Annotated in this window: 14 protein-coding genes; 2 read left to right on the top strand and 12 right to left on the bottom strand. The window is 40.5% G+C overall.

Features of this window, described 5'->3' with window-relative positions:
* Window position 1: 1 nt before the first annotated feature.
* From DFO72_RS22955 to DFO72_RS22945, 3 genes are all read right to left on the bottom strand, one after another.
* Window positions 2-1045 (bottom strand): HEAT repeat domain-containing protein, encoded by a 1044-nt coding sequence (locus DFO72_RS22955; RefSeq protein WP_113884763.1) that lies wholly within the window; start codon window positions 1043-1045, stop codon window positions 2-4.
* Window positions 1046-2662 (bottom strand): GGDEF domain-containing response regulator, encoded by a 1617-nt coding sequence (locus DFO72_RS22950; RefSeq protein WP_243856249.1) that lies wholly within the window; start codon window positions 2660-2662, stop codon window positions 1046-1048.
* A 489-nt stretch (window positions 2663-3151) separates the two neighbouring features.
* Window positions 3152-3706: a DUF3231 family protein gene (locus DFO72_RS22945; protein WP_113884762.1), complete on the bottom strand. Its 555-nt coding sequence runs from the start codon at window positions 3704-3706 to the stop codon at window positions 3152-3154.
* 118 nt (window positions 3707-3824) lie between these two features.
* On the opposite strand from DFO72_RS22945, the gene DFO72_RS22940 reads away from it, so the two are divergent.
* Window positions 3825-4403: a CBO0543 family protein gene (locus DFO72_RS22940; protein ID WP_113884761.1), complete on the top strand. Its 579-nt coding sequence runs from the start codon at window positions 3825-3827 to the stop codon at window positions 4401-4403.
* A gap of 86 nt (window positions 4404-4489) precedes the next feature.
* On the opposite strand, the gene DFO72_RS22935 is transcribed toward DFO72_RS22940, so the two are convergent.
* Window positions 4490-5170, bottom strand: coding sequence for a lysoplasmalogenase (locus DFO72_RS22935; protein ID WP_113884760.1), 681 nt, complete (start codon window positions 5168-5170; stop codon window positions 4490-4492).
* A 64-nt stretch (window positions 5171-5234) separates the two neighbouring features.
* Window positions 5235-5801: an MOSC domain-containing protein gene (locus DFO72_RS22930; protein ID WP_113884759.1), complete on the bottom strand. Its 567-nt coding sequence runs from the start codon at window positions 5799-5801 to the stop codon at window positions 5235-5237.
* 225 nt (window positions 5802-6026) lie between these two features.
* Between DFO72_RS22930 and DFO72_RS22925 the strand changes: the two genes are divergently transcribed.
* Window positions 6027-6611 carry a hypothetical protein gene (locus tag DFO72_RS22925; RefSeq protein ID WP_113884758.1) on the top strand — a complete coding sequence of 195 codons (585 nt, stop codon included), beginning with the start codon at window positions 6027-6029 and terminating at the stop codon, window positions 6609-6611.
* Between the two features lie 187 nt (window positions 6612-6798).
* On the opposite strand, the gene DFO72_RS30600 is transcribed toward DFO72_RS22925, so the two are convergent.
* The 7 genes from DFO72_RS30600 to DFO72_RS22890 form a co-directional block, all read right to left on the bottom strand.
* Window positions 6799-7218 (bottom strand): CBO0543 family protein, encoded by a 420-nt coding sequence (locus tag DFO72_RS30600; protein ID WP_309472976.1) that lies wholly within the window; start codon window positions 7216-7218, stop codon window positions 6799-6801.
* Window positions 7219-7451: 233 nt separating this feature from the next.
* On the bottom strand, window positions 7452-8657 hold the full coding sequence (locus DFO72_RS22915) for a CbiX/SirB N-terminal domain-containing protein (protein ID WP_113884844.1): 1206 nt from the start codon (window positions 8655-8657) through the stop codon (window positions 7452-7454).
* Between the two features lie 214 nt (window positions 8658-8871).
* Window positions 8872-9858 (bottom strand): ABC transporter substrate-binding protein, encoded by a 987-nt coding sequence (locus tag DFO72_RS22910; protein ID WP_113884756.1) that lies wholly within the window; start codon window positions 9856-9858, stop codon window positions 8872-8874.
* Between the two features lie 25 nt (window positions 9859-9883).
* Complete coding sequence (locus tag DFO72_RS22905; protein ID WP_113884755.1) at window positions 9884-10648, bottom strand: ABC transporter ATP-binding protein; 765 nt, start codon at window positions 10646-10648, stop codon at window positions 9884-9886.
* A 2-nt stretch (window positions 10649-10650) separates the two neighbouring features.
* Window positions 10651-11691 carry a FecCD family ABC transporter permease gene (locus tag DFO72_RS22900; RefSeq protein WP_113884754.1) on the bottom strand — a complete coding sequence of 347 codons (1041 nt, stop codon included), beginning with the start codon at window positions 11689-11691 and terminating at the stop codon, window positions 10651-10653.
* On the bottom strand, window positions 11688-12524 hold the full coding sequence (locus DFO72_RS22895) for a class I SAM-dependent methyltransferase (RefSeq protein WP_113884753.1): 837 nt from the start codon (window positions 12522-12524) through the stop codon (window positions 11688-11690). The genes DFO72_RS22900 and DFO72_RS22895 overlap by 4 nt, the downstream gene beginning before the upstream one ends.
* A gap of 62 nt (window positions 12525-12586) precedes the next feature.
* A complete protein-coding gene (locus DFO72_RS22890) occupies window positions 12587-13126 on the bottom strand; it encodes a cob(I)yrinic acid a,c-diamide adenosyltransferase (RefSeq protein WP_113884752.1) in 540 nt (179 codons plus the stop codon).
* Window positions 13127-13130: the final 4 nt, after the last annotated feature.

Raw genomic sequence — 13130 nt, 5'->3', positions numbered from 1 at the left:
ATTAAACGAAATCTCCTTTATTCATCCATTCCCAAGCCATATCCTTTGCATAAGCATCATTTGAGGTTTCCAGCACAAGCTGCAGTTTTTCCCTTCCGTCCGGAAAAAGCATAATGGACTGTCCAGCCTGAGATCGCACCCACCAGGATGCATCATGGAGAAGTTCCAATAAATATGGCAGCAGTTCCGGCTCTTTTAGGGATCCAAACAGCTTCGCGGCCATCATTCTCTCTTTCCAATCGCCGGAATGACGCAGTTTCAGATAGGGGGATAGGTCCTTAACCACACCTAAAGAGGAGAGGGCCTTCACAGCTCGCAATCGTGTCTCTCCATGATAGCTTGCATAAACCGATTCAATAAAATTTACATATTTTAAATCTTTTCTGATTCCAGCAGCATCGACAACAGCATATTTCAATTGTTTTCCTGCCTGATGAAAACCTAAAATAAACTCGCAGAACTTATGATCATTCAGCCGCAGAATAATATTTCTTAATTCACCATCCGAAAGATTATCACTATTAGAAAGGAGAAGATCAAAGATCCCTTCATACTGAAATACCGCAAGTATTCTCAAGGATTGCACTCTTTCATCGTGCGATATTCTCTCTTTCATAGCTGTCTCCAGAACATGAGACTGCAATTCTGTTAGATGGAGATCCTCGATATGGAATAGTGCATTCATTCTAATGCTCCATCTTCTGCTTTTTAATTGCCGCTGAAAGTAATTTCGCAGATGGCTATCAGCAAACTCCCGAAGTTTCTCCGTTTCATCTTCTCCTGTTAAATAAGCTGCGAACTTTGAGAGGAGCTCTTCAGCAGCCTTCTTTTTTATATCACTATCCAAATGGAGATGCCGGCTTATTTTTCCTTCTGAAATATATTCAAATATCTGCGGACTCAGCATTTGAATGCTCTCATTAATTTTCCTTCGAATTCTATGCTCCATCCATTTTCTTATGACCAGGTACAGGAGAATAAGCATTAATAATCCTAAAATTACAGCAGCTGATACGCCAAGAAGATATATTTCATTCTTCAGCATCTAAGTTAACCTCTTTATTAAGCGCTGAATTCTTGCTTCCAGTTCTGTCAGGCTAAATGGCTTTGTCACATAATCCTCAGCACCCAGTTTCAATGCACGGGCGATATCATGCTCACTTTTTCGTCCGGTCAGCATAAGGACATGAATATCCTTTGCTCTTTTTGACTTTTTCACTTCGTGCATCACCTCAAGACCATCCATGACAGGCATAATCCCATCAAGAATAAGAAAATGAGGGCCTTTCTCCTCTATTCGATTGGAATTAAGAAATTTCCGGCCGTCTTCAAAAACCTTTATATCAAGTTCTGCATGATTAAGCTCCATATTGCTTAGAACCTTTGTTAACATCATTCTTATAATCGGATCATCGTCAATAACAGATACATGAAGCTTTTTCTTATTTTGCGCAAAAGAATCGAGTTTACAGCATTCCACCCGGGCTCTTCCCTTTTGCTTGGCTTCATAAAGGGCCTGGTCTGCTGCTCTAATAATGATGTCTCTCTCCATTTCTGGCTCATCAACCATAAATACCCCAGCAGAAAAAGTAACGCTGAATGCATTCTCTCCCTCTGCAAATCGTTTTTCCGAAAACCCTTTTAATATCTTTTCAAGGGCTGTTTTGCTTTCGTTCCCGTTGGCACCAGAGAATAAAATGATAAATTCCTCGCCGCCATAACGGAATACATAATCTGTTTGGCGTACATTTTCCTTTAAATACTTTGCAAATTCAACAAGGACCTTATCTCCTGTTTGATGGCCATATGCATCATTAACTTTTTTAAAAAAGTCAATATCCAGCATAGCCAGAGAGAACAGGCGTTGATTTCTTGATAACTCATTCATAAATATTAGTAAACTATCATGAAAAAACCTTCTATTATATACCCGTGTTAATTCATCAATCATAGATGACTGATCAAATAATTTTTTATTGTCCATATGCCGTTCAATTTTTACAAGAAATTCCTCAAGGTCAATCGGCTTGGATATGAAATCATCCGCACCCATTTTATATGACTTTATCCTGGTTTCACGATCTGCTTTTACACTGATCATGATCTTCGGAATATACTTGTTTCGAGTATGATTTTGTATATCTTCTAATAACTGAAAACCACTCTCTCCATCCAGATTAATATCTATTATTAAACAATCTGGACGATGGTCATAATATTGTTCTTTAGCAACATCCAGCTCGGTACTGGCAATGACCATCCAGCCCTTTCTTTCCAGAGCATCTTTAAGGAGGATCAGCATGGAGATATCATCATCAATCAGCTGAATTAGAGGGGCGTTTTCAACCCGTATGGGGTTCTGCTGCTTGACCGTTTGGAAATGTTCATATTCATAGCTCATTTCGATTAAATCGAATAAATAATTTCTCAGGTCTTTTTTATCCCATTCTTTCATTTCCTGTCTTTCAATATCCGCCATTAATCTGTCTGCCAGCTGATGAAGACCAGTAAGCTGTATAGTACCAGCAGTACCTTTCATGGAATGGAGGAACCTGTATACTTCTTCATTACTGATAGATTCAAATAGATTGCCATCAAACCAGGATGCAATCTGCCTTTTTATTTTTTCAAATAATAGAACTTTATACTTTTCCAGCTCCATTATCTACACCTCGTTTTTTAAAAGCAGTTCTCTGGTTAAAGTGAATCTATATTTTTCAATTTAGAGCCTAAACCATACCTGCTAATTAGTATTGAATGAAAAAATATGTTTCTATAACAAATATCTTCCATAATTTTAGTCTAAATCATTAATAGTATCCATACAAACCTGGATGTACTGAAAAATATTTGCCTATTTCTGCAGAAGACTAAGGGAATAGCCCTCATCCAAAAATGGAGTTGAAATTTATAATTTCTGCTGAAATAACATTAGTGGATTCAATTACTATAGATGATAAAGCTAATGAATGTAAATAAGATTAGAGATTTTAAGCCTAAATACAAGGACAGAATAGGCCCTGCTTTTCTTCATTTTTCCTCTCACAATGCTTTGTCAAAATCTTTTATCCAGGTTAACTATTGCCTCCTCCAAAAAACACTTCATGATAAAAGATAAAGAATCCAACTCAAACCATTTGAGCTGGATTCTTTATCTTTGTGGAGAACCGGGGGTATAGTAATATGGCGGCACTTTTAGCCATCCTCTTTTCCTCATCAATGTTTTTACAGTTGCTCCTATAGCAGTCCATTCTAAAAAAAATTGAGTCCACATGAGGCCTAAATCACTGCGGATAGAGTCTACCTGTCCTTTAGCACATGCTTGTGAACAGGTTACTAATTTAAATGCGACCCCATTTGCAATTTCATCATCTGTTAACTTGACACCTAAAGGAACATCTTTCGGGCTTGAATTAGGCTTTGAAGAAGTTACGTCAGGCAAAGGAATTCCTTCGTTTTTCATAAAATTGCTTACCCTTTTTACCTGTGTCTCACATACCTTTACTACATCTGTCAGCATTTCCCGCACTTCATCATCCGCTGTTGTGTTCAATCCCAATTCTTCGTACCTGATAAATTCTTCAATTAAAGTTACATACTTCCATAGGTCTCCAACTTCTATCACATGTAAGAGAGATTTAGGTTCATTTGTATTATCAAATGAAATTCTGAGCATATTAAAAATTGCTTCCAACGCGTTAGGCATCTTCTTACCTCCTCATTATATATGTTGTGTAGAGGCAGAAAGAAAATACAAAGATTTAGATGCACTGGTTATATTAATTTCCACTTGAAAATAATTAGAAAAAGATAGGGTGAATTATATGGCTTTTGAAGAGGGACTGGCAAAGTCTGAAAAAGCATATCAACAGTTTACAGAGATAAGCGCTGCATTCGCGGATATCCTTAAGAACGATTTTATTACAACATGGCAATGGTGGTTTGGACTGGCTTTGTTTATCATTCCCTGGCTGGTATGGTTTAAGTACAGGAAAAAGGACAGCACTGGGCGTCTTCTCTTAGCTGGCTTATTAAGTATAATTTTATCCCTTACAATAGATCTGGCAGCATTATCTTTGGGGTTATGGTCCTATCCTATGATCATTATTCCTCTGGCACCATTTCTATTTTTACCGTACCACTTTTCTTTAGCACCGGTAGGAATAATGTTTGCTCTCCAGATAAAGCCTCAAATGAATAGCTTGTTAAAAGGAATCCTTTTCTCTGCCATTGCAGCTTTTGGAGGAATGAATTTCTTTAATGCCATTGATTTTTATAATCCAAAAAGCTGGTCTACTTTATATGATTTCGTCATTTTCCTTACACTTTACTATGCCGGATATTGGATAACGAAAATGGAAAGTTTACAGGGACTGGATAAAATAAAATCTGAAGGAGAGTAAAATGGAAAAAATAAAAGACTTTCTTAATTTCGGAAAGTCTTTTTTACATCTAAAGTGTACCTTTAACAGCCTATAGTAAAATCAATCTACAATTGCCGTATCACTTCCGATTTTACAGTGATCATCCCTTCTCTCTTCCCAATTGAAGAAAGACTGCAGGCAATCAGGAATTGGGCAGCGTAGTAAGTTGTCATGATGAAAACATCTGAAAGAACAACGCTTGAAACAAACATATTCCAAGAAAGAATGGAATCCGAGATAACAAACAAAAGGCTCCCGGCAATGGCCCATTTACTTCCGGTCAGGATGGCTGATAACGCCATTATTGAAATGACCAGCATGTAGGCAATAACAGGCATCACCAGCGTATCATTTCCCTCAGCAGCCAAGGATGAAATCAGCTGGCGGCCAACAAGCCAGGAATATAAACCAATCGGGATTATGGCAGCCAGCCGCAGCTTAGTGATATGCGCCATTTTCAGGAATCCAGTCAAATAGAAAAGATGGCCAACCAGGAAAGCCCCAAGTCCGGCAACAAATGACACCGCAATGAATCCATCCCCGAGCATGCAGAAAAATAAGCCCATAATGACTAAACGCAATGCCGGCGAAGGGCTGGCAGGGAGCTTACGGAATGCATAAATAATAATTAGTGCCATTGGAATCAGCTTGAAGACAATCTTCAATGCCAGGGGCTCATGCGGAATAATGAAAATATACAAAATAGACATTAGTCCTATTAAAATAGAAATCTGCCAATTTTTCAAAATAAATCCACATCCCTATCTCTCAAAGATAACACTTTATTTTATTAGGAGTCATTACAAACACCTAAACCCGTTTCAGCTTTCTATGGGGTTTTGGCGGTAATTGAACACGTATTTCATCATCTGGTTTTACTTCTCCGCTCTCCAAAACAACACCCATTATTCCAGCTTTCCTTATTAGGTTTCCGTCTCTATCCTGGTCAATAACAGCCTTTAAAAGACCAGGCTGAAAATGATCAATCTGAGCACAAGGATTGCGTAATCCAGTTACCTTAATAGCGGCAGATATCCCAATAAATAAAATACTGTCAGCAGGCAGTTCAAGAAGATTGATTCCCGCGGTTGTAATATTTTCACCCATTTGGCCAGGTTCAATATGGAACCTTTCTGCTAACTCCTCAAATAACTCACTGTGGATTAGATGAACCTGCCTTAGATTCGGCTGGTCAGGGTTTTGTGCCACCCTTGACCGGTGTTTAATCGTTGAACCAAAATGGGCATCCCCTTCAATCCCCAAACCCTTCACCAGTTTTATGATATTTTGATTTTTTTTACTGAAAGTGTGCCTTTTGCTTATGCTTACCGCTATGACTGTACCCACAAGTGAATATTTCTCTATTCCATCCTGCATTTATTCCACACAGCCTTCCTATTCTTTAGACTCCTTTTACTTATTTATTCCATAAAAAATTAATTAGTCCTTCACTCCAGTCCATTATGTTCACCATTGTTTATAAACGATAAGTTAAAAATAATGATTAATGCTTCCTGAAAACTTATAAAATCACACATATAAAAATAAGTAATTAGGAAACATAGACATAACTAACACGCAGTTAAAAGGGGTACATTTGCCGTGGAGGAAAACCGGATAAAAGAATTCGATCATATTGTCAAAATGGGTAAAGAGGGACAAAAAGCTTTAAATCATTACTGGGTGGAATACAGCATTTACACTTCCTTTGAATATTGGTTTATGGTTATGCTATTTATTATTCCTTTAATTGTGTTATTTTTCAAAATTGATAAAAGAAAAATATTTTTCATGGGATTTTATGGTTATAGCATTCATATGCTATTTGGCTATATCGACTTGTACAATAAAAATTCCGGGCTGCTGAATTACCCTTTTCCTATGATTCCAATGGTTCCAGGTTTATCTCTTGACTCCAGTTTCGTTCCTGTCACATTTATGCTTGTTTATCAATGGACTTTAAATCATAAAAAAAATTACTATGTCTATACTGTGCTGACTGCTGGCGTGTTAGCATTTGTTTTTAAGCCTCTTCTTATAGGTCTCGGTCTATTCAGGCTATACGGGAGCACGAATAATTTTTTTCTTTTTGTATGTTACCTAATCGTAATTATATTAGCTAAGGTGATTACGAACGTTTTTTTATGGACAGAGAGTAAATTTAATAACCATAATCATTCAAATTAAATGTGGATGATTTATTTCATGGTGTTCTTTTATTTATAATACATTCCAGTTGTGTACTAATATCCGCTGCCTTTTTGAGACTGGCACAGAGTCAGATTTACATCAACAATAAAAATAAAGTCATGCCGCCGTAATGGCAGCATGACTTTATTGTGCGAGATAGCAAGGTAAGTTTGCAAAAACTTGATTAACCTTCCAACTCATTTAAGTTCCGATTATTCTTTAGTCGATCCAATATTTTGATAAACCCAACAAAACCTCTAATAGTGAATAAGGTAAAATTAACACTGCTAAAGGTATGGAAAATGGACCATTTTCTCCACTTGAATAGTCTGGTGTTTTTCTCAAAGTACCATTGGGCGATGCTCATTGGGACACTGAATATCAAACTTTTGAGGAATATATTTCTTAATTTGTCATGGTAAGAAATTTTAACCCAAATCACACTTAAAAGCGGGAAAAACAAAATATCATAAATCAGGTTGGTTTTAAAAATTCTTGAAAAAGGGCGTACCGGGTATTCAACTCTTTTCGTTCCCACAACATAAGCGTCAACCAGAGTGGCAAGGACGCCTTTCGAGAAAAAAATAACTAATGTCTCCCTCATTTTTTTACCCTTAAACAAAAATGGAACCGAAAAAATGCACAATCCGAGAAGCAGGTTCAATAATTTTTTCTCCATTAAGATCAACCTTTCCTATTGCAGATAATACTAAATTCACCCTTTTAGATCATATTTATTCTCTGAACCTGTTCATCTTCAATCTCACTCAAGGTTTTCTTCACTCATCCATGATAAAAAATAAAGCTGCCCTCTGGCAGCTTGACCCAAATATACAATTAATGATGATGGTGATGGTGATGGTGTTCATACCCGTGTTCTTCCGCATACTTACGGAAATTTTCCAAGTCCTGCATTCCTGTCGAAGTGCCGTCCAGTGCTTGGTTCATACGCTCGAGCAGGACTGTTCTTAACTTTGGATGATACCCAAAATATTCAGCAATATCTATGGAGATATGAGGATAGTTTTCATTAAACTGTTCGGCCATTTTGTTCATTCTCTCCATTAAAATGCCGGTAAACAAGAAATATGGCAGCATGATGATTCTTTTTGCGCCCAGTTTGATGCAGCGCTCTATCCCATCATGCACAGTCGGCGTCGTGACACCCATGAAGGCACATTCAACGGCTGATACATTCACCTTTTCCCACAGTAATCTGCTGATCTTATAAAAATCAGCATTTGCATATGGATCGCTGCCGCCGCGACCGATTAATAAAATGGCCGTATCATCATGCCGTTTTTTCACATCTAAGCCGGTTTCAGCTAGTCTTGTTTTTAATATTTCAAGGACCTCCTCATGGACCCCTATTGTCTGGCCGTATGTAAACTGAATATCCGGGAAATGCTCTTTGGCATGTTCAATTTCTGCTGGAATGTGGAGTTTGGAGTGGCCGGCATGCAATAGGATGATGGGAATGACATGGATTTCATCTGCACCTTTTTCAACACAAAGCTGAATTCCATCTTCAATATTTGGAGATGCAAATTCCAGGAAACAGGTCTCAACCAACAGGGCTGGGTCTATGGAGTCTCTCATTTGATCGACGAATTGACGGACTTCTTCATTCCCAGCTTCCATCCTGCTGCCATGTCCGACAAATAAGACAGCTTTTTTCATTGTTCCTTTTCCTTTCTTGTATTTATCGATTCCTTTAATGCGGTTTTCATTGCGTTTGCGTTCGCCGTGTTCCATGGAGTAAATGATTGAATCATCTTTCACTGCTTCATGAACAATGTCCCGGGCTGTTTCTTCCTGCTGGACCGAATACCAGGTTCCTTTCGGGTAATCAATGACGACGCATTTATCTTTGCAGCGGCCGTTGCAGCGTGTACGGGATGTATGAATATGCTCGTCTAAACGGTTTTTCCGGATTTCATCCCGAATTTGCTGTGTGACTTTTTCTGCGCCTGCACCCATACAGGTTGCGCCGTTGCAGATAAGCAAGTGACGCTGCATTTGGGTTAGGTTCCAGGTTGTCATTAGGTGCCCTCCTTCAATAATTTTTTGCTTAAAAATGATGCCCGATTTCAGCACGGGGCACTTGCTTTCCGTGGGGCGTGCGGTGAGCCTCCTCGGCTTCCCCTGCGGGGTCTCTCACCTGTCCCGCTGCTCCCACAGGAGTCAAGTGCCCTCCGCTCCAATCAACTCAGCGGTTAAACTTAGGTTCTACTCCAACAAAATGTAAAAAATCAACCTAGTTTTTAAAAGCCTCCGGATAAAAACCTTTTGCCAAAACCTCAAGGGCTTCCCCAACACGAACTCCTTCAGATGCTGCTGATAAAGGCAGGATGACAAAGCGTTCGTTTTGTACAGCAGGTGTCTGGCTTAAAGCCGGATCCTTTTTAAGGAAATCTATTTTTTGTTCTGCAGTTGTTGAACCATAATCAATCACTACAATGACATCAGGCTGGCGTTCTACTGCATCTTCTTTTGAGACGGTGGCCCAATTTCCTTTTACATCCCCGAAGACGTTGTGTCCGCCTGCCATAGTTACAAGTGTATTCATGAAGTTTTGTGTCGCTGTGAATACATCTGTTTCACCGCTGTCGTAAACCAGGACATCCAGCTGCTCTTTTACTTCAGGTAATTCGGATGTAATGGCTTCAATCTCTTGATTCATTTGACCAATTAGTTCTTCACCGCGTTCTTCTACCCTGAAAATTTTTGCGATATTACGAATGTCTGAATAAATATCTTCTATGGTTGGAGCTGCTTTCACAGATGATGATTGTAAGTAGCTGTTAATGCCTAATTCTTTCAGTTCTTCACGTGTTCCAATGTTTTTCTCATTGAAGGCACTTTCCCATCCCCCATATAGAAAGTCTGCTTCTTCTGATATGACTTGCTCTTTTGAAGGGTACTGCTCAGCTAATACTGGCACTTTGTCGTATGCCTCCTGTAATGGCTCATAAATCTCGTTATCCAGAAATGCAGTACCGGCCATTGAATCTTCTAAACCAAGTGCCAGCATGATTTCAGTCACATGCTGATTTAATGATATAGCACGCTTTGGCGCTTCTTCGTATTCATTCACAAACCCTTCATTTTCAATAACCACTTTCTCCATTTGCTCCGCTTGTTCACTTTTCACCTTTGCTGTGTTTACCTCTTCTGCTGAGCATGCGGTCAATATTAATGCGGCCGCTAAGACCAGAAATGCCCAAATTCTGCTATTTTTCATGTTCCATTGGTCCCTCGATTCGATTTTAATCGTTTGTGTAAAAAAACAAATGAAGCTTTTTTGTAAATGGGTTTTTCGAAACACCTGCCAGCATACGGAATACTTCTCTTAATGTCTCTTCTGTCAGGACTTGCTCCGGTGTCCCCGCCGTATATAGAGCTCCATGGTTCATGACAAGGAGTTCATCGCAATACCCGGCTGCCAGGTTTAAATCATGGAGGGCTGCCACAATCGTGATCGGCAGCTCCTTCACTAAATCCATTAACTGATATTGATGTTCAATATCCAGGTGATTGGTTGGTTCATCCAGAATTAATATGTTTGCCTGCTGTGCAAGGGCGCGTGCGAGCATCACCCTCTTTTTCTCGCCTCCGGATAATTGGCTAAACGTGCGGTTTTCCAAGTGGAGCACATTTGCGAGCATCATGCTTTCTTCCACAATGGCAAAGTCCTCCTGGTTATCTGCGGCAAGCCATTTTTTGTATGGCGTTCGCCCCATCATGACTAAATCTTTTACCGTAAAATCAAAGAGCACCGGTGTTTCCTGACTTACAACAGCTAACTCCTGAGCAAGCTTTTTCTGAGAAATATCGAGAATATCTTTTTCATATAACGTCACTAAACCGCTCGTTTGTTTTAAATGACGATAAATGATTTTTAGCATCGTAGATTTTCCGCTGCCATTCGGTCCAATGATGCCAACGAATTTCCCCTGTTCCACCGAAAAAGTGATATTATTTAAGATTTGCTTGTCCGGCACTGAAAAGGACATATTTTTGACCTGGATCATCCTTATTCACCGTCCCCAAAAGAATATCGCTTTCGCCTAAGCATCCAGATAAAGAATGGGCTTCCGCAAATAGCGGTAATGATCCCGATTGGCATTTCTTCAGGCGCCATTACTATACGTGCAGCCATATCAGCCCAAACTAAGAAAATGGCACCCATCAGGGCGCTTATCGGGAGAACCACTTTGTAATTAGACCCCACCATCATTCGCACGATGTGAGGAATAATCAGTCCCACAAAGCCAATGCTTCCGCTGACGGCGACGACCACACCGGTCAGAAGGGATACAAAGAGAATGATAAAAATGCGAAACAGGTCCAGATTAACGCCAAGTGTCGCGGCCGTTTCCTCTCCAATCAATAAAGCATTAAGCTGCCGATAATTCATGATCAGCAAAATAAAAACCAGCAGAAGCGAAAAAAATGGGATGCCAAGATTGGACCATTTCGCGCCTGCGAGACTGCCGAGCATCCAATGCATGACCGCTTGAATGCCGCCCTGCTGCTTGGACATCATCAGCATAAAATTGGTAATGGCGGATAACACCATCGAAACTGCAATCCCTGCCAAAAGCAGACGGATGACCGATAAGCGGCCATTGACACGTGCTAAAATAAACACGATCATCACCGCAAAGATGGCCCCTAAGAATGCGGCAAGGGAAATGGCATAGACCCCTAAAACGCTGAATGCACCGAGTAAAATGACAGATGCAGCTCCAACGGATGCTCCGGAAGATACTCCGAGAATGTAAGGATCTGCTATCGAGTTTTTCACTAATGCTTGAATGGCCGCCCCGCATATGGCCAGTGCAGCACCTGCTATGGCCGCAAGCAGAATACGTGGGAATCGTATATCCCAAATAATAACCGTCTGTGCCTTAGAAGCATCTGTTGCTATGAATATCCCCAGCTTGGAGAAGATCACTTCCCAAATAAGGCGCGGGGTAATGTCCACAGATCCTACCATCACCGCAAAAGTCATGGATGCAAGCAGCCCCGCGGCCAGAACAGCCATCAGCAATGCAAACCGCGGCCTGGTCATATAAGCTTCACAGGCTCCCAGCTGATGATTGCCGCATGGAAAGGATACCGGTATACATATTGGCCATTCTCTTTGGAAATATATTGTTCAAGTGCGGCTTCCACATGTGCTTGATCAAATTGGGGAGATAAAATTTTCTTGCTTTGGGCTTCAACTAACTGCTGCCATGAATCAAAACGATGCTCACGCTCAAGCTTAATCATTTCACAATCTGCATAAATGCCTAACTGGTACAGCATATTGACGATCATGATATAATCCCTGCGCGGGTATTTAATGTCATAGCCAAACTGCTCATCCAATAGAACGTAATGCGGCTGAATAGGGCCAGTCGTTAAGCCGATTATGGCACGCTTTGCTGCCAGCCTGTTCATTTTCTTCAGCGCTTCATTCATTTCATACATTCGATAAAAGCAGTTCACCCCCACCACGACATCATGCGGCTCCAAGTGTGCTTCTTCCCATTTGCTGTGGACAAACTGGACAGGGGCACCCTCTTCAAAGTACTGCTTTAAATAAGCGAGCACACTCTTTGAACCATCAACCAGCGTTAAACTTCTGACATCCTGGCTGAGCGGAAAGGTATAGTTGCCCCATCCCGGACCGAATTCAATACAGCTTGAGTCTTCCGGGATATGAGGCTTCATTTTTTCGTAGATGGCTTTGGCATACTCATCTGTTTGCTTGTATTTTTTTTTCTTCATGGACTGCATCCAAAAAGCTTCTTCGAGCTCATCATCAACCATTCGCTCCGGCATCCTGCCATGCCAATCCAGCATGCCCTCCTTCCAGAGCTTCTCAAAGTCGTATTGCATAGGGGATTCTTTTATCATTGAATTTCTCCTCAATTTCCAAAACCTAACTGGACAAGGTCCTAAATATACTGTCCGGCTGCTTAAAACTCCAGCCCCTTCATGGCTTTAACATCCTGCTCGGCATAATAATGCTTGGTAGCATCGATGGTTGACACTAAATCGGCTAAATCGAGAATGGCAGGATGTGCAGAACGCCCTGTTATAACCAGATGCATTCTTTTTGGACGGTTTTCAATGGCTTCTAACACCTCAGATAACGGCAGCACATCGTCAATTGGAAACCGTGTAATGGCCAGGGCATTATTCAGTTCGTCCAGCACTAATACATCTGTTGTTTCATCTTTTAATTCTTCTTTTACCGTCTGCCAGGCGATTGCAAGTGCTTCGCGATGCTCCTCCGGTGTTTTTGTCCATGTAAACCCGATTCCTAGTTGAACAGTTTCAACACCAAGTTTCCTTAGTGCCAGCTGTTCACCATATGTACGTTCCGGTGATTTAATAAACTGAAAGTATTTCACCTTCATGCCGCGGCCAATTGCTCTTAATGCGACACCAAGCGAAGCGGTTGTTTTTCCTTTGCCATCGCCTGTATAAACTAACAGCATCCCTTCTTGTGCCATAGAA

The organism is Cytobacillus oceanisediminis (assembly GCF_004366035.1).
Classification (GTDB): domain Bacteria; phylum Bacillota; class Bacilli; order Bacillales; family Cytobacillaceae; genus Cytobacillus; species Cytobacillus oceanisediminis_C.
Note: the sequence above shows the minus strand (reverse complement) of the source record. Positions and strands in the feature narration are given on the sequence as shown.